Genomic DNA, 17,969 nt, shown 5'->3' on the forward strand with positions numbered 1-17,969 from the left:
TTTTATTGAAACAAAAGATGGAATGAGTACTTTAAAAGATTTAAATAATAAAGATGTTATTAATGCAAGCCTTGCAGATATTATGTATGATGATGGCCGTGGTTTTGTTTTAACAGGTAATGATAAAACAAAAGGGTATTATTTTTTAGATAACAAAATGATAACCCCAAAGTACACTGAAGTGAGATCAGTTAGAGGTGGTAATTTTTTACTGGTAAAAAATGCTGCCGGTAAAATGGGTTATGTTAGCGCCGATGGTACAGAATATTTTGATGAATAATTTTTGGGTAAAGGTTTAATATAAAAGTTAAAAGGCTGTTTCATTTTTTTTGAAACAGCCTTTTATTATTACCAGTTTTGTAAATACAAATAATTAAAACGGCTCGTTTGCTTTTGATGCCCTTACATCCCTGGTATTTTTTTGTACGGCAACTGCTGCAAATAAACTTAATACAAAAGACATCGCATAAAATCCTTTTTCACTTTTTTCCAGTTCGGCATTCCATAAACCCACCGTAAGTAATACTATTGATAACAGTGTGGCAAACCACGCAATACCATAATACAGGTTGGTAACTGGTATTCCTTCAAGCTGGTCACGTACTGCTTTTTGCACAGAGATGGAGGCAAAAAGACCAAACATTAATACAGTAAAATAATACCCTTTTTCATTCAGTTGCATATTGGCATTCCATAAGCCAATAATAAAAGCAATAGCGCCAATAAATAAAGCAAGCCACGAAGCGGCAATAAAAGCAGCAGAAGGCGGTTGAATTTGTTTTTGTTCCATAATTATTTTTTTATAGAACAAAACTATTTGTATGCATGCCTTAAACTTTTGACATTTATCAAAAAGCAACAATGCAAATGTTAAAACTTACTTCGTATCCTGCTCAATGTTTCCTGGCTAATGCCAAGGTAAGAGGCTATAAAGCCCAAGGGTACCCTTTCTGCAATATGTGGTGTATGCAGCAATAAATTTTCGTAACGCTCACTGGCAGTTTTAAACTGTGCATTTACAAACCTTTCTTCCAGCCTTATATAATATTTTTCATAAACAATTCTTACCAATCTTTCTATTTCGTGATACTTATTAAACAACTCAGTTAAATTTTCTTTTGAGATCATCCATAAAATACTTCCTTCTATTAACTGAATATTTTCTACCGCCGCTTCGCCGGTAATAAAACTGTGAAAGGAAGTGACAAAATCATTTTCAAAACCAAACCAGTGTGTTATTTCTTTTCCATCCAAATTGTAAAATCCTCTTGTTGCCCCTTTTTCTAAAAAATATAAATGCCTGCTTACCTGTCCCTGTGTAAGTAAGTATTCATTTTTGGAAAATGAATTTTTTTCAAAACAATCCTGCAGCGCCTGTTGAGCTTCGGTGCTTAACGGGGAATAATTTTTTATATGGGCTAAAAGATTTTGCATGTAAAACAACAAAAAATACCAAGTATAAATAGCTCCTAAAAAACTTCCGAAGTTTTATTGCTTCGGAAGTTTTTAAAATTTTTATCCTTTTTTTGTTTTTATCATTTTAGGTTTTGGTAAAACAACTTTGGGTGTTTTTCTTTCGCCTTTTAAAGTGGCGGCTAATTTTAATGCTTCGTATGCATTTACTATACCGCCTGTTTTACTTATGTCGCTAAGGTTTACCATTTCACCATCGCTGCCAGGTTTGTTTACTTTATAATCGGGCTGCTTTGCAGATTTTTCTATAACAAATTTTAATTGCTTTGCCGAAAGGGTGGGGAAGTACTCCAATGTTAATGCCGCAATACCGGCTACCAGCGGGCAGGCCATACTGGTACCCTGTAAATTACCGTAAGTGTTACCACCGGGCAGCGTAGAGTAAATTCTTACACCCGGAGAAAAAACATCTACTTCTTTTTTACCGTAGTTACTGAACGATGCAGTAAGTCCGCCATTTTTAGTATCGCCGCTTGCACCAACAGTTATTACATTACTTGCCCTGCCTTTACCATTAATATAAACCGGGCTGGGAAAATTATCTTCTGTATCAACATCTTTTGCATCATTACCGGCTGCATGCACTAATAAAACATTTTTACTTTCTGCATAGCGGAAGGCATCATCAACCCACTGTTTTTGCGGACTGAAATCTTTACCAAAACTCATGCTTATAATTAGTGCACCATTATCAACTGCATAGCGAATAGCATTGGCAATATCTTTATCATGCTCATCTCCATCAGGAACTGCACGTAACATCATAATACGTACATTATCTGCAATACCATCCATACCTTTACCATTATTACGTGCTGCTGCAATTATACCGCTGCAATGTGTGCCATGCATTGGTGTGCTTGCCATCAGGTCGTTGTTGCCATAATTCCTGTCGTTCAAATTGGTTTCATCATCACCCACAATTTCCTGCCTGTAATTTTTTGGTGGTGTATTTTTAGAAACTTCCTTTTTATCTTCTCCTGCAACAAATTCTGAAAAGCCTTCTACAAATTCTTTATTAGTAGCGTCTAACTGATTATTAGCTTTCATTAAACCCAGCAATGCATTTTTAGATGTTTTCTGTACTGCGTCGGCTGGTATAAAAGCGTTTAATTCGTTACCGGTATATACTTCTTTAGCCAAGGCAATTTTTAAAATGCTGTCACTTTTTTGTGTGCTGGCTAACATCCTTTTTAATACCACCAGGTCAATACCGGGTTCATTATCCCCTTCACCTAATATTTTTGCTTTTGCTTTATTCCAGCTTTCAAATTCGGCAACATCTTTCGGGTTGATATCTTCTTTTTCTTTTCCTTCGTATTTTGCTTTTAAGCCATGATAAACCCTTGCCGCTTCGTAACTGTCTTCACCCACATTACGGCCATCTTTTCCTCCTAAAAAATTCCAGCCATGTACATCATCAATATAGCCGTTGCGGTCGTCATCAATACCATTGCCGGGTATTTCTTTTGGGTTTGTCCACAGTACAGGTTTTAAATCTTCGTGCAGTGTATCAATACCACTGTCTATTACGGCAACAATAACAGTTTTGCTTTTAAGTTTTTTTGCAGATAAAAAATTGTAAGCTTTTGCGGCACTAACACCATTATAACCGTCGGTCTCTTTATCCATCAGGTGCCAGCCATTGGGTGTGGTTTCTTTTTGGGCCTGGCTTTGGGTAAAAATAAGGGAGCAGATTAAAAATACAATTAGAGTTTTATTCATATACTTTTTTACTTTTTTTCAAAGTTAGTAAAGAAAATTATACAGCTTGCTATTTGTATGTTAAATGGTAGCAGCGGGTGTTACATCATTATTTGTTTTCAAATATGCAAATTTCCACCCTTCTGTTTTTCCATTGCAGCATGGGGTCGTTTAAATCTGCCGCAGGCTTTTTATTACCTGAAGAAACTATTGTTAAACGGTCTTTACTGATGTAATAACTTGCTACATGATCGGCACAAACACTTGCTCTGCCAAGCGAACGTTTATAATTAGCGTCCACACTTCCCACATTATCAGTATGCCCGGTAAATACTGCTACCAGTTTAGGGTTTTCTTTTAACAACTTTATTACAATGGCAAGTGTATTATATCCTTCTGAACGCAGGATACTTTTGCCCGGTTCAAAATATATAGTGTAGCAGGCGGTATCTTTTTTAATTGGTTTAATAGTATCAGGGAAAGATGGGCAACCATTGTTTGCAATACTGCCTGCTAACGTAATACATTTATCATCATCATCATTTATTCCATCACCATCAGTATCTGGCACAGGGCAGCCAAAATATTTTAATGTGCCTTTATGCCCCGGGCATTTATCATTAACATTTACAATTCCATCGCCATCATCATCACCAAGGCTGTCGATAACAACAGGTATGTAAACTGTTTTATCTTTCTCTTTTTTAAATTCTTTTTTAACATGGCTGAATAATGTATAGCCAACATTTATACCAAACGATTTTATTTTATGCTTTACACCATTTTGTGCATCCTGGTAATAATCAGTAAGCGGTATGCAGGTATTTAGAAAGATGGAAAAGTTGTTAATTTCAAAACCTGCAGCAAAACTCCAGCTAAAAAATGTGGGTGTATATTTTCCGGGGCCGGTACCTTTTACAAGTTTGTTGTTTGTATTATTAACAGGAGGCAGTGCAGTACCAAAATAGTTTACGGCAATTTTTTCTTTACCACCGGCAAAAAAACTGAGTACCGGCCCTGTACCTGCAAAAAAACTATTGGTTTCATTAAATACAAATTTTTTACGCAGGTTAATATTAATATCGGCATAGTTTACACTTTGAACAAAGCCAGAATCTTTAACAGTATTATTAGCACCTGTTTCTTTTTTCATAGAATATTTATAACCTTTTTGGTTATACAGGGCAGCGCCAAATAAATTTAGGCCGTTTTTTGTAAGTGGTAAATCGGCTGTTAAACCTGCCCACCAACCTGTTGCAGGCGAATAGCGGTTATAATCTTCTGGCGAAAAAGGAAATTTGTAAAGAGAAGTTTTACCCACTCCTGCCGTTACACCATATTTAGTTTGAGCAGCAGAACGCTGCATTACAAAAAGCAGCAGCATTACTGCAAATACTTTTTTAAAAGTAAATTTCATACATAAGCTTTGGGGCATGCTGGTAATCTGTCTAAAAAAATCAATATAAATATAGAAAATAAAACAATGGCTGCTGTAATTTAACTACAAATCAAATTTTATTCCCTGTGCTAAAGGCAATTTATCAGTATAATTAATAGTGTTGGTTTGCCTTCTCATATAAACTTTCCATGCATCGCTGCCGCTTTCTCTTCCGCCACCCGTTTCTTTTTCTCCACCAAATGCACCACCAATTTCTGCACCGCTTGTTCCAATATTTACATTAGCAATTCCGCAATCGCTGCCCGTCTGCGAAAGAAATGCTTCGGCTTCTCTTAAGTTATTAGTCATTATTGCGCTGGATAAACCTTGTGGCACGCCGTTCTGCATAGCAATGGCTTCATCCAAAGTTTTATATTTCATCAAATATAAAATTGGGGCAAAGGTTTCATGCTGTACAATAGCAAAATTATTTTTTGCTTCGGCAATACAAGGTTGCACATAGCAGCCGCTTTCAAATCCTTTACCTTTTATTACACCACCTTCTACAATAAATTTACCACCTTCGGCTTTGCATTTCTCAATGGCATCTAAATACATTTTCACCGCATCTTTATCAATCAACGGCCCCACATGATTTTTTTCGTTAAGCGGATTACCAATTTTTAATTGCCCGTATGCATGCACTAATTTTTCTTTAAATTTATTATACACCGATTCATGAACAATTAATCTTCTGGTTGAGGTACATCTTTGCCCTGCGGTACCTACTGCACCAAATGCGGCACCAATTAATGCCATATCCAAATCTGCATTTTTTGTAATGATGATAGCATTGTTACCACCAAGCTCTAATAAACTTCTTCCTAATCTTTCTCCTACTGCTTTACCCACTGCTTTACCCATTCTTGTGCTGCCTGTTGCAGAAACTAAAGGCATTCGTGGGTCGTTGCTCATCCATTCTCCCACATTGCTGCCACCAATAATTATATTACTAACGCCTTCGGGTACATTATTTTTTTTAAACACCGATTGAATAATATTTTGACAGGCGATAGCACACAATGGTGTTTTTTCACTGGGCTTCCACACACATACATCGCCGCAAACCCATGCCAAAGCTGCATTCCAGCTCCATACTGCCACCGGAAAATTAAAAGCAGATATTACACCCACAATTCCTAAAGGATGATATTGTTCATACATTCTGTGCCCGGGCCTTTCACTATGCATAGTTAAGCCATGTAACTGGCGGGAAAGCCCAACTGCAAAATCGCAGATGTCAATCATTTCCTGTACTTCGCCTAAGCCTTCCTGTAAACTCTTACCCATTTCATAACTTACCAGCTCACCCAGTGCCTGTTTATTTTTTCTTAGTTCTTCACCAACCTGCCTTACAATTTCGCCACGCTTTGGTGCAGGCCATTGCCGCCATACCGCAAATGCAGTTTGTGCTTTTGCAATTACAGTATCGTAATTATTTTTATCGGCACCAGTTACGGCAGCAATCAGTTTACCATCAACAGGGGAGAAGGAGTTTATTTTTTCGCCTTTAGCTTTTGGCCAAAGCAAACCGGTGGAAACGCCGTTATTATTTTTTTGAATCTTTAATTGAGAAAGGAATTTCATGCGACTTAATTTGCCGGTAAAGGTAGTTAAGATAATACTATTGACAACGAACCACAGACGACATCAATTGCAGACGCTACCGTGGTCAGTGGTCTTTTGTCTTCCTAATACTGTTCGTTTTCGTTGGGAAAATCTTTGCTCTTAATATCAGTGATGTATTGCTGCACTGCACCAGTAATTTGCTCACTTAAATTTAAATACTGGCGCAAAAAACGTGGTTTAAATTCGGTATTAATGCCCAGCATATCATGCATTACTAAAACCTGACCGTCGCAATCGCCACCGGCGCCAATACCAATGGTGGGTATGTGTAAACTTTCGGTAACTTCTTTTGCCAAAGCTGCCGGAATTTTTTCCAGCACAATAGCAAAACATCCAGCTTCCTGTAAAACCAATGCATCTTTTCTTAATTTATTGGCTTCCTGTTCTTCGGTTGCCCGTACTACATAGGTACCAAATTTGTTTATCGATTGTGGTGTTAAACCCAAATGCCCCATAACCGGAATGCCTGCACTTACAATTTTTTTTACAGAGTCCAATACTTCTTCACCACCTTCTAACTTTACAGTGTTAGCACCACTTTCTTTCATTATTCTTATGGCCGATGCTAATGCAATATCTGAGTTGGATTGGTAATAGCCGAAGGGTATATCGCAAACAATTAAACTTCTTTCTCTTGCCCTTACCACACTTTGTGCATGATAGATCATTTGATCCAGTGTAATGGGCAACGTGGTAACGTGGCCGGCCATTACATTACTGGCACTGTCGCCCACTAAAATAATATCAATACCTGCTGCATCAAAAATAGTTGCAAAAGAAAAGTCATAAGCCGTTATCATAGCAATTTTATCCCCAGAGGCTTTCATTTTTTGCAGGGTGTTGGTAGTTACTTTTTTTATTTCTTTAATTGTACCAGCCATAGTTAATTATTTGATTGCAAGATACTTAAAGTAACGTATAAGCAGCAACGAAGCTTATTTTACAATAAAATTCAATAAATAAGAACTGCGTATTTTATACACATTTTTTTAACCAATGCAACATTTTATAAATTATTTTGCCCATATTGCAGAGCCGTTTAAAACAATTAATAATTTTTTAACTAAAAAACCAAACTAAATGAGAAAACATTGTTTTCTGACGATCAGCTGTTTACTGCTGTTTCTTCAGGGCGTATTTGCTCAAACGCAAATTACGGGTAAAGTTACAGATGCTTCGGGTGTACCAATATCAGGTGCAACGGTTTTAGTAAAAGGCGGCGGAGCCGCTTTAACTTTAGAAAATGGCACATATACCATTAAACTTCCTGCTGGTAAAACGACTATTTCGGTATCTTTTGTTGGCTATTTGCCAAAAACCTTTACGGTAAGCGGTACTATAGCAGACGTAAAACTTGAATTAGATAACAAAGCTTTGAGTGAAGTGGTGGTAACAGGTGTAGGCGTAGCAACCAGTAAAAAGAAATTGGGCATTTCTGTAGAATCAATAACTGCAGATAGATTACCCGGTGGAATGACAGCTTCTGTTGACCAGGCTTTAGTTGGAAAAATTGCTGGTGCTCAAATTAGTAGCACTAACGGGTCTCCAGGCAGGCCTGTTAATATTTTATTAAGAGGTATTAACACTATAAACAGGGGTACATTACCAATGGTTATGTTGGATGGTATTGAAATACGGGCTACTGATTTAAATTCACTTGATTTAACCAATATTGAAAGGGTAGAAGTTGTGCAAGGGGCAGCATCTGCAACCATTTATGGAGCACAAGGTGCAAATGGAGTTATTCAGTTATTTTCCAAAAAAGGAAAAATGGGAAAAACCCAAATTGATATATCCAGCAATATTTCAACAAATAAAATGCTTAATGTTGGCAATGTTGAAAAAGCAAGATTTCATGGCTTTACTACAAATGCCAGTGGCGATATTGTTGGAGGTTCGGGTAACCCCATAAATTTAGACCCTAACGTTAATGTTTTTAGAGAAAATGTGTTGATAGATTTAAACTCTCCATTAACATTAATTAATAAGCCGTACGGAACAAATAACCTTAAATATTATGACCATTTTAAGGAGTTTTATATACCTGCAACTATAATGAATAATGCAATAACCTTATCTGGTGCAAAAGAAAATTTAGATTTCAATTTCTCATTATCGGATAACCGCCAGCAAAGTACGTTTAAAAATAACGGAAATTTCTCCCGTTCAAATCTAACGTCTAATATCGGTATCGGTTTGGCCAAAAATTTAAAATTCAGGTCCTCAACTCAATTGGTTTACACAAAAAATACCTTAAATGATCAAACAGGCAGAGGTATTATGTTTGCATTAAACAATTCAAGGCCATTTGCAGACTATCAAACTAAAATGCCAAACGGGGATTATGGTTATTATTTTGGAGATGCATCTGGTGTAAATGGATATAACCCTAACTACAGAACCCAATATTCAAGCAATTTGGATAACAAAATTGATATTGTACAAAATTTCAATTTAAATTACAAACTTAACCGGTTTGTAGAGTTAGACACTAAATATGGAATGAATTATCAAACTCAGGATGTTAAATACGATGTAGCTGCACAGGATAATAATCCGAGTTATTTATTTTGGAATGGTGCAAGAAGGTGGACTGGTAATTATTATTCACCAGGTGCAGTTGGCACTTCGGGTTCTATAGATAATTTCAGGTACAGAACATTTTTTCAAAACCTTATAACCACAGCTACTATTAATACCGATTTTAAAAAAGACTTTAACATTAACCTGCCAATAAAAACAAGTACACAATTAGCATTTGATTATAGAAAAAATGATTTTCAGCAATATATAACCTGGGGAGGCGACGCACCGTTTTATACCCCATACACTGCAAGCCAAATGGTGACGTATAGAATTGAGTCAGATTACCGGGAAAAATTTGTTACCTACGGTTACTTGGTAAATCAGCGTTTTGAGATTGGAGATTGGGCAGGTATATCTGGTGGAGTAAGAAGCGACTATTCATCGGCCTTTGGAAAAGGGGGAAAAGCAGCTACATTTCCAAGAGGAGATGTGTATGTAAGGCTTTCTCAATTGGATTTTTGGAAGAAAAGTAAGATGAGTACAATCATGCCAGAATTTAAATTAAGAGCTGCCTATGGCGAGGCTGGTATTCAACCAAGGGCTTTTGACAGATTTCCAACCTTAGGTACAGCAAATATTGGAAATACTGTTGGATTTACTACAAGAGTAAATAACCCAAATGCAAATTTAAACGTGGAAATTTCTAAAGAGATGGAATTGGGTATTGATATGACATTTAAAGGATTTCAAGGGAGATGGTTAAGTTCTATTAATTTATCTGCAACTTATTGGGACAGAAGTACCGATAATGCAATTTATAATGTAGATGCACCACCAAGTTCTGGAATAGGTACAGTTTTGGATAATGCTTTCGGATTATCTTCTAATGGTATTCAGGCATCTATAAATGCAACTGTGTTAAACAGTAAAAATATCAATTGGAATTTTACTACCAATTACAGCAAACAAACTTCTCAGATAGAATCTGTAAAAGGGGGAGCTGAAATTATTGTTATTTCTAATGCAGGAAGTAGTAATTATATTTTAAGGGCTGGTGAAAAAATTGGGCAATTATATGGCAACAATATGATTACCAGTATTACACAAACAAATGCTAAAGGCGAACCTTATATACCAGCTGCCTCCCATGGGCTTTATACCGTTGCAAGCAATGGATGGGTTGTAGATAAGGTAACAAAAATACCTTTTGTTACTCCCGAAAAAGTTGCTTTAGGAGATCCTAATCCAAAATTCAATATGTCATTCATTAATGAACTTTCATATAAAAATTTTATTCAATTTTCTATGCAATGGGATTGGATTTACAAAAGCCATATTTATAATCAAACAAGGCAGTGGATGTACAGGGATGGGATACACAAAGATTATGCAAAACCATTTACAGTTGATGGGGTAACGGAAGCATATGCTTCTTTTTATAGAGGTGTATATGCAAATGTACAAGCCAATGGCACCCGAAATTATTTTTATGAAGATGCCTCTTTTTTAAGGCTGCGTAACCTATCTATGGCATTTGATTTTGCAAAATTTATAAAAATTAAAGGCTTTAATAGATTGCAATTAGTATTAACAGGGCGTAATTTATTTACTTCTACCAAATATCAGGGATTTGACCCCGAAGTTAGTTCCGGTTCGTCAAATTCGGCATTTGACAGAGGAGTTGATCATAATACCGTTCCAAATTTAAAAACATACCAGGTAGGTTTAAACATAGGCTTTTAATAAAATAAATTATTTTTTATGAAAAAAATACAAAATTTACTTTTTACATTTTTACTACTAAGCTGCATCATATCATGTAAAAAGCAATTAGATATAAAAAACACAAATCAACCTGTACCCGAAAGTGCTTTAACTGAAGCCGGAATACTTGCCTTTGCACAAGGTGGTATATACAGAAACGGTTTCAGAGATCTTAAACATTCCGATGGCGTATATGGTTTCTTCTGGTCTGGTGCTATTGGATTTCATGAAATGATGGGAGATGCCATTGGTATGGAAGCGGCTAATGCTTTTACAAACCAGCTTGGCTGCCCTGATGCCGTTACGTTAGATAATGGAACAGTGGTTATAAACCCAAACTCACCCAAGAAACAGTACGACATGATTCGGTTGGTTAATCAAAACTCTAACCAGGGTCAAAATCCCCTTTTTTATGAGTGGGCATATATGTACTCTATGATTAGTTCTTGTAATTTTATTTTAGCAAATGTTAATCAAATAACTTTTGCAGCCGATGGTGCAACCAAAAAAGCTACATTAAAAGCATGGGCGTATTGGTGGAAAGGATTTGCTTATGCCAGAATAGGATCAATTTATTATGCTGGCTTAATAAATGAAGTTTATGGCACAACTAACAACAAATATGTTACTAAGGAAGCAATTATAGCCGAATCCAATAAAAATTTGGATTTGTGTTCTACAGCTTTAACTGATGTTGCTGTAGTATCGGCACATAATTCAGTTTTAACCTCACTTATTCCTAATTTTTGCCAAATTGGTAAAGGAGGTGTATTAAGTGTTGCAGAATGGAGACGAAGCGTAAGTACAATGAAAGCCAGGAATATTTTAGTAAATACTCCCGCAAGCACAATGACTCCAGCTCAATGGAATAGTATTCTTACTTTAACAGCCAGCGGTACTGGGGTTTCTGCTACAGATAAAGTATTTACAGGCCGATCCAATGCAGCAGGCGATTTCTTAGCACCTGCAAGTGGAACAGTAGCGTCAAAGATTCAGGGAGCTCAAGCTGGTGCAAATACTTATAAATTAAGTGAACGGCTGGTGCAGGAATTTAAAACTGGCGATAGAAGATTAACTAATAACATGGTTATTACGTCCACATGGATTGGTAACTCTGACAGAGGGAATTCTTTTAATACCCGATGGAGATTAATTAATGCAGGCACTGGCATTCCGGGAGTAAAGGTTTACACAAATGTGGGCGCAGGTTTGGAAGAAATATTTTTAGCAAGCAGCTATGAGGAAAATGAATTAATGCGGGCAGAAGCTTTAATTAATACCGGGGCTATTGACCCAGGATTAGCTTTGGTTGATGCAGTTCGTACAGCTCAGGGTGCTGGTATTGCCGGAGTTTCTGGTACAAGCTTAACGTTGGTACAAGCTCGGGAAGAATTAAGAAGAGAAAGAAGATGTGCTTTACCATTCATCGGTTTATCATTTTACGATGCCCGCCGTTTTGGATTTATTAATCCAATTGCACAAGGTGGTGGAAGAACAGGTTGTGTAGTTATTTCAAGCACTGGAGTTTTAAATACAAATGCCAGAATTGATTACGGATTTCTTGATTACTGGGATGTGCCAGACAATGAATTGGCTATTAATCCTGCCGGTTCTGGAAGTGCACCAACAAAAAATCCTAAATAATAAATTTTTATAGAAAACAAATAAAATGCTGTTCAGTTTGAGCAGCATTTTTTATTTCACCTCCTCCCACAAATGCTGTATCAATCCATCTACCAAACCAATTTTGGGTACATAAATTTCCTGGGCATCGGCCCAGCGCATGGCGTTGGTATAAATTTGTAAGGCCGGTACAATTACATCGGCACGGTCTTCTCTTAAACCGTATTTATTAATTCTTTCTTCTAAAGTAACGTTGCTTAATTCTTTATAATAATCCCTCAAAAGTTCTAAAGAAAGCGGTTTGCCATCTTTACGCTTGCTCATGCTGAAAATTTTATTGATGTTGCCGCCGCTGCCAATGGCAATCACTTCTTTGTGGCCCTTGGTTGCAATTCGGAGAGCCTCTTTCATTTCTTCCCAATTACTGTCTTTAACCAGGTTTTTTAATAACCGGATGGTACCAATGTTAAAAGATTTTTTATACACTAATTTCCCATTGCTGAAAAAAGATAACTCTGTACTTCCGCCACCCACATCTATATACAAATAACTATGGTCTTTATCCATATTTTCTGCCACGTGATTTTCATACACTAAATTAGCTTCGGTATCGCCGGTTATTACTTCAATAGAAATATCTGTTTCTAATTTTATTTTTCTGATAATATCGGCAGCATTTTTTGCATCCCTCATAGCACTGGTAGCGCAGGCTTTTAAATGTTCTACGCCATAAGCATTCATCAAATGTTTATAGGCTTTCATAGTTTGCATAACCATTCCAATTCTTGCTTTGGAAATTACGCCGGTTTCAAAAACATCAAACCCAAGCCTTAAAGGCACCCGCAATAAGTTAAGTTTATTAAAAGATGGATCACCTTTTTCATCAACAATTACTTCTGTAATTAAAAGCCTTGCTGCGTTACTGCCAATATCTATTGCTGCTAATTTCACTCTTTGTTAATCAGTTAATTGGTTAATTAGTTAATTAGTTAATTAGTTAATCTGTACTAACGAATTTACGGATTAACCTGTAATCTAATCAACAAATATATTGTTGCGTTTTTTTGGAATATGATTCAATAATTGGGTTACCCAATTACATGCTTTTTAAAACTGCATTTAATTACTAACAAGGTAAAACACTAATTAACCAGTTAACCAATAAACCAGTTAACTTATTGATTTACGATAGAGATAATTATACGTCTCCAGCTGGCTGCGTATTTTTTTTGTGTTGCGGGGGTTTACATACTGGTTGCCCAGTTCATTATCTAATATTCTTGCTTTAATATTATCGTTGAGCTGAATTTGCATAATATCTTTTAACTCCCGCTGGATTGATTTTGAAAAGATAGGACAGGCGGCTTCTATGCGGTGGTCTATATTTCTCACCATCCAGTCGGCACTGGATATAAAAACTTTTTCTTTACCGCCATTATGAAAAATCATCACCCTTGCATGTTCTAAATATTCATCCACAATACTAATGGCATACACTTCTTTAAACTTATTATTTTCTGTAAGCATGCAAAAAATACCTCTTACTACCAGGTTAATTACTACGCCTGCCTTTGCAGCTTCATACAATTTTTCAATAAGTATTTCATCGCTGAGCGAATTTAGTTTTAAAGTTATAGCAGCAGGTTTTTTTGATTTAGCTGTATTAATTTCTTTCTGTATTAAATGCATTAACTGGCTTCTCATACCAGCAGGGCTTACAATAATTGTTTTACAGGCCCTTAAAAAATGCGGCCGCATTTTTGGAACTTCCAGGTAATGAAATATACGGTTTACATCTGCCATAATATTTTTATCAGCAGTAAGTAAACAATGGTCGCCATAAACCTTTGCTGTGCTTTCGTTAATATTTCCTGTGCTTACAAAGCCATACAAAACAGTTTGATTATTTACAATCTTTTTTATTAAACATAATTTGGCATGCACTTTTAAATCGGGTACACCAATTAAAACTTTTACACCGGCTTCTTCCAATTCTTCTTTCCATTCCAGGTTGGCTTCTTCATCAAATCTTGCCCTTAGCTCAAGCACCACGGTTACCTGTTTACCGTTACGTACTGCATTGGTTAAAGCATTAATTATTTTCGATCGTGGTGCAAGGCGGTAGCAGGTAATTTTTATGCTCACTACTTCGGGATCAATGGCTGCTTCTCTTAACAGATCAATTACAGTATCAAAACTGTGGTATGGAAAGTTGAGCAGTATATCTTTTTGTAAAATAACATCTGTAGTACGGCTTACATTTTTTAATGCAGGGTGTATAAAAGGTTTTTTACGGGGATTCTTTTTTGCAAATACCGATTCGGGAAAATCAATAAAATCTTTAAAATTATGTATGCGGCCACCAGGGATTAAATTGTCAATATGCGTTAATCCTAACCGTTTAACCAAATAAGCCAGTAACGAAGCATCAATATCTTTATCGTAAATAAAACGAACTGTTTTTCCTTTCTTACGGTTCTTTAATCCTTTTTCAATTTTTTGAATCAGAGAAGTGGATACATCATTATCAATATCTATTTCTGCATCACGGGTTACTTTAATAATGGCAGATGAAAAAGTATCATAGCCAAAAAAAGAAAAAATATGCGGCAGGCAAAAACGGATAACATCTTCTAATAAAATAATGTGCTTTTCATTTTGTTTAGAGGGCAGGATGATAAACCTGGGTAAGCGCCTTGCAGGTACAGAAACTAATGCAAATTTTTTAGCAATACTTTTATCTTTTTTAGAAAGGGTACAGGCCAAATAAATTGATTTATCGCTGAGTGTTGGAAACTCCCTGATACTTTCCATCATTAACGGAACAATATTGCTGCGTATTTCTTCATTAAAATAATCGAGTACAAATTTTTGCTGCAGCCGGTTTAGTTTTTGTTCGGTAACTAAAAATATTTTTTGTTTTTTTAATTCTCTTAAAATCTCATTCCATATTCTTTCAAATTCTTTTTGCTGTTCCAAAACTTTTTCCTGTATCTCTTCCAGTATAAGGCTGGGGTTAATTTCCAGGTGCATGTTCTTTTTTTGGCCAATGGCGATCATCCTGTTTAATGTGGCCACTCTTACCCTAAAAAATTCATCAAGATTGTTGGAGAAGATACCAAGGAAACGCATCCGTTCCCTTAGCGGAACGCTATCGTCTGCGGCTTCCTGCAGCACACGGCTGTTAAACGAAAGCCAGCTTATATCCCGTATAATTATTTTTTGTTTTGGCACAAAAGGCAATTTTTATTTTACTAAATTAAAGGGAATAGTTTTGCCCAACCGTAAATTCATTATTAAATTTAGGTGAAATTATTTTTTCATTCTTTCAATGATGGCAGTGGTGGAAAAACCCTCAAGTATAGCCGCAATAATAACTTCGCCGCCATTTGCAATTACTTCTTTAGCACCAACAATGGTTTCAATGGTATAATCGCCACCCTTAACTAATACATCCGGCATAATTGCAGTAATTAAATTATAAGGGGTGTCATCTTCAAAAATAATAACTGCATCAGTCATTATCAGCGATGCCAAAAGCAATGCCCTGGAGTTTTCGTTATTTACAGGCCTGCTTTCACCTTTTAATCTTTTTACGGAGGCATCTGCATTTACACCCACAATTAAAATATTGCCACAGGCAGCGGCATCGCTTAAAGATGCAATATGGCCTTCGTGTAAAATATCGAACACGCCATTGGTAAAAACAATTTTTTTATTTTGCAAACGCCAGCGTTTTAGCTGCGCCTGTAAAGTAGCTGCTGTAAAAATTTTATGGGGTATCGCTTGTACCGATTTCATTTTTAGATTTATTTATGTAAGGCAGTATTATTAAACAGGTAAATCCAATAACCAATGTTATAAAAAATTGTGCCGACCATTGCAACCAGCCGTTGGCATTTCCAAAGCCCTCATGCACATCATATAGTTTCATTGCTTCCATTAAAAACACCGGGTACAGTCCAATGCCGCCTGCTGTAATCATTGTGGCAACGGTACCAAAAACTAAAACAGGAAATGCAGCCAAAATTGGCAACACACTGGTTTCTTTAATTGCCAAAAAACCAATGTAAGTGCCTCCAAGGTAACAGGCCCATATAAACACACTGTGAAAAATAAACACCCATTTATTTTTAAGATTTCTTACACTCAATAACCCTGCTTTAATACCAATAAAAATATTTTTTATTTGCTGCACCAATTTTATGTGCAGGTATTTTTTAAAAATATACTTTAATAAAAAAAAGGCTGCAAGAATAATTGCTATTCCAACTGCAATTTTAATTAAAGCAACTCCTATGCTTTGAGAAAGAATATATTTATCCAACGCACCTTTTGCATAACTGCCTACAACTTTAGCCTGGGTTAGTAAGGATATAATAATTATTATAAAGAAGGATAATAAATCTACAGCCCTTTCAACAAGGATGGTACCGACCAATTTATCAGGTGGTACTTTTTCGTATTTACCCAGTATAGTGCATTTTAAAACTTCGCCCAGGCGGGGAAAAGCAAAGTTGGCAAGATAACCCACCATAACAGCACAAAATGTATTGATGAGTTTAGGATTGTATCCCATTGAATTCATCAGAATTTTCCAGCGGAAAGCCCTGCTGATATGGCTTGCAGTTAAAATAAAAAAAACGGGAATTAAAAGATAATAGTTGGCAGTTTTTAAAGCGTTTACAAACTCATTGTAATCTTTATCGCTCATTTTATGTATGCTCCACCAAACCAAAAAAATACCGAGCCCTAAAAAAAATGCGTACTTAACAAATGTAATTAGCCGTTTTTGCATATCGGATAAAATTACGAATAGATATTTAATAAGAATGAAATAAACAAAATGCAGTAGTATTAGTTTTAATTCAACAGCATATTATCAATTAGTCTTACTTCATTTAAAAAAGCTGCAACAAGTGCAACAATGGGGCGTTTGCCATCCCAGTTTTCTAAAACTTCTAAGGTGTCGGCAGTGGCTATGGCAATATAATCTACTTTAAAATCTTCGGCGGTTAAATATTGTACAGCCCTTTCTTTTAAATCTTCGATGTAACCGGGCTTAATTTCTTTTTTAATAAAAAATAACACTTCTGATATTTTAACTGCTTTTTTTCTCTCCTCATTATTCAGCCTAATATTTCTGCTGCTCATGGCCAACCCATCACTTTCCCTAAAAGTGCGGCCAATAATTACGTTTACATTTAAGTGGGTTATATCAATTAGTTTTTTTATCACCATGCATTGCTGATAATCTTTTTGGCCAATAAATAAATTATGTGGCTGTACAATACTTAAAAGGCGATGCACTACCTGGCTAACCCCCTGAAAATGCCCGGGCCGGTATTTGCCTTCTAAAACAGTTTCCAAATAGCCAAGGTTATAATGTGGAGGATCAATAAAACCGTTCGGATACATTTCTTTTACAGTGGGCATAAACAAAATATCGCAGCCATTTTTTTCTAAAAGATCAATATCTTTTTCTATTGAAATTGGGTATTTATCGAAGTCTTTAGCATTATTAAACTGTGTTGGGTTTACAAAAATACTGCTTACAGTTAGGCTATTTGAAGCCTTTGAATTATTTATTAAGGAAATATGACCCTCGTGTAATGCTCCCATTGTTGGGGCAAATCCAATTGATTTTCCCTTTTTCTTTTCCTTTTCAATAAAAGCGGAGAGTTCAGTAATTTTCTTAAATAGTATCATTTTTAATAACAATTGAGCTTCAAATGCTTGTGTACCCTGATTTTGCAAAATAAAATTCGTACTTTTGCACTCCTTTAAAAAATTAAACCAGCATAAAATAAAG

The 17,969-nt window shown here is 36.0% G+C and carries 14 protein-coding genes; 3 read left to right on the top strand and 11 right to left on the bottom strand.

The genetic code is table 11. The features are described 5' to 3' along the window. A partial coding sequence (locus ACY651_RS13405) for a hypothetical protein (RefSeq protein WP_462253560.1) occupies positions 1-280 on the top strand: 280 nt, incomplete at its 5' end. Between the two features lie 93 nt (positions 281-373). On the opposite strand, the gene yiaA is transcribed toward ACY651_RS13405, so the two are convergent. From yiaA to panB, 6 genes are all read right to left on the bottom strand, one after another. Then, positions 374-790 (bottom strand): inner membrane protein YiaA, encoded by a 417-nt coding sequence (gene yiaA / locus ACY651_RS13410; RefSeq protein WP_462253562.1) that lies wholly within the window; start codon positions 788-790, stop codon positions 374-376. An 80-nt stretch (positions 791-870) separates the two neighbouring features. Further along, positions 871-1,434, bottom strand: coding sequence for a Crp/Fnr family transcriptional regulator (locus tag ACY651_RS13415; protein WP_462253564.1), 564 nt, complete (start codon positions 1,432-1,434; stop codon positions 871-873). Positions 1,435-1,515: 81 nt separating this feature from the next. Further along, the gene (locus ACY651_RS13420) at positions 1,516-3,198 is read right to left on the bottom strand and encodes a S8 family peptidase (RefSeq protein WP_462253566.1); all 1,683 of its coding nucleotides are present in this window, start codon (positions 3,196-3,198) and stop codon (positions 1,516-1,518) included. Positions 3,199-3,286: 88 nt separating this feature from the next. Then, positions 3,287-4,594, bottom strand: coding sequence for an OmpA family protein (locus tag ACY651_RS13425; RefSeq protein WP_462253568.1), 1,308 nt, complete (start codon positions 4,592-4,594; stop codon positions 3,287-3,289). 84 nt (positions 4,595-4,678) lie between these two features. Continuing rightward, positions 4,679-6,202: an L-piperidine-6-carboxylate dehydrogenase gene (amaB, locus tag ACY651_RS13430; protein WP_462253570.1), complete on the bottom strand. Its 1,524-nt coding sequence runs from the start codon at positions 6,200-6,202 to the stop codon at positions 4,679-4,681. Between the two features lie 104 nt (positions 6,203-6,306). Continuing rightward, positions 6,307-7,125: a 3-methyl-2-oxobutanoate hydroxymethyltransferase gene (panB, locus tag ACY651_RS13435; RefSeq protein ID WP_462253572.1), complete on the bottom strand. Its 819-nt coding sequence runs from the start codon at positions 7,123-7,125 to the stop codon at positions 6,307-6,309. A 199-nt stretch (positions 7,126-7,324) separates the two neighbouring features. Here panB and ACY651_RS13440 point away from each other — a divergent pair, with 199 nt between their 5' ends. Together ACY651_RS13440 and ACY651_RS13445 are read left to right on the top strand one after the other, a co-directional pair. Next, positions 7,325-10,513, top strand: a complete 3,189-nt coding sequence (locus ACY651_RS13440) for a SusC/RagA family TonB-linked outer membrane protein (RefSeq protein WP_462253574.1) — start codon at positions 7,325-7,327, stop codon at positions 10,511-10,513. 18 nt (positions 10,514-10,531) lie between these two features. Then, positions 10,532-12,178: a RagB/SusD family nutrient uptake outer membrane protein gene (locus ACY651_RS13445; protein ID WP_462253576.1), complete on the top strand. Its 1,647-nt coding sequence runs from the start codon at positions 10,532-10,534 to the stop codon at positions 12,176-12,178. 51 nt (positions 12,179-12,229) lie between these two features. Here the strand turns inward: ACY651_RS13445 and ACY651_RS13450 are convergent, their stop codons facing one another. The 5 genes from ACY651_RS13450 to panC all read right to left on the bottom strand — a co-directional run bounded on the left by ACY651_RS13450 (position 12,230) and on the right by panC (position 17,866). Further along, a complete protein-coding gene (locus ACY651_RS13450; protein ID WP_462253578.1) occupies positions 12,230-13,108 on the bottom strand; it encodes a Ppx/GppA phosphatase family protein in 879 nt (292 codons plus the stop codon). A 219-nt stretch (positions 13,109-13,327) separates the two neighbouring features. Next, on the bottom strand, positions 13,328-15,391 hold the full coding sequence (gene ppk1, locus ACY651_RS13455; RefSeq protein WP_462253580.1) for a polyphosphate kinase 1: 2,064 nt from the start codon (positions 15,389-15,391) through the stop codon (positions 13,328-13,330). 78 nt (positions 15,392-15,469) lie between these two features. Next, positions 15,470-15,958 carry a D-glycero-beta-D-manno-heptose 1-phosphate adenylyltransferase gene (rfaE2, locus tag ACY651_RS13460; RefSeq protein WP_462253582.1) on the bottom strand — a complete coding sequence of 163 codons (489 nt, stop codon included), beginning with the start codon at positions 15,956-15,958 and terminating at the stop codon, positions 15,470-15,472. Further along, entirely contained in the window at positions 15,930-16,955 is a 1,026-nt protein-coding gene (locus ACY651_RS13465; protein ID WP_462253584.1) for a lysylphosphatidylglycerol synthase transmembrane domain-containing protein, read from the bottom strand. Before ACY651_RS13465 ends, rfaE2 begins: the two co-directional genes overlap by 29 nt. A 65-nt stretch (positions 16,956-17,020) precedes the next feature. Next, on the bottom strand, positions 17,021-17,866 hold the full coding sequence (gene panC, locus ACY651_RS13470; protein WP_462253586.1) for a pantoate--beta-alanine ligase: 846 nt from the start codon (positions 17,864-17,866) through the stop codon (positions 17,021-17,023). Between the last annotated feature and the right edge of the window lie 103 nt (positions 17,867-17,969).

It is taken from the genome of Ferruginibacter sp., assembly GCF_031391665.1.
Classification (GTDB): domain Bacteria; phylum Bacteroidota; class Bacteroidia; order Chitinophagales; family Chitinophagaceae; genus Ferruginibacter.

Coding starts and splice junctions, on each gene's coding strand:
- yiaA (WP_462253562.1), bottom strand. CDS start 790: ATGGAACAAAAACAAATTCAACCGCCTTCTGCTGCTTTTATTGCCGCT.
- ACY651_RS13415 (WP_462253564.1), bottom strand. CDS start 1,434: ATGCAAAATCTTTTAGCCCATATAAAAAATTATTCCCCGTTAAGCACC.
- ACY651_RS13420 (WP_462253566.1), bottom strand. CDS start 3,198: ATGAATAAAACTCTAATTGTATTTTTAATCTGCTCCCTTATTTTTACC.
- ACY651_RS13425 (WP_462253568.1), bottom strand. CDS start 4,594: ATGAAATTTACTTTTAAAAAAGTATTTGCAGTAATGCTGCTGCTTTTT.
- amaB (WP_462253570.1), bottom strand. CDS start 6,202: ATGAAATTCCTTTCTCAATTAAAGATTCAAAAAAATAATAACGGCGTT.
- panB (WP_462253572.1), bottom strand. CDS start 7,125: ATGGCTGGTACAATTAAAGAAATAAAAAAAGTAACTACCAACACCCTG.
- ACY651_RS13440 (WP_462253574.1), top strand. CDS start 7,325: ATGAGAAAACATTGTTTTCTGACGATCAGCTGTTTACTGCTGTTTCTT.
- ACY651_RS13445 (WP_462253576.1), top strand. CDS start 10,532: ATGAAAAAAATACAAAATTTACTTTTTACATTTTTACTACTAAGCTGC.
- rfaE2 (WP_462253582.1), bottom strand. CDS start 15,958: ATGAAATCGGTACAAGCGATACCCCATAAAATTTTTACAGCAGCTACT.
- ACY651_RS13465 (WP_462253584.1), bottom strand. CDS start 16,955: ATGCAAAAACGGCTAATTACATTTGTTAAGTACGCATTTTTTTTAGGG.
- panC (WP_462253586.1), bottom strand. CDS start 17,866: ATGATACTATTTAAGAAAATTACTGAACTCTCCGCTTTTATTGAAAAG.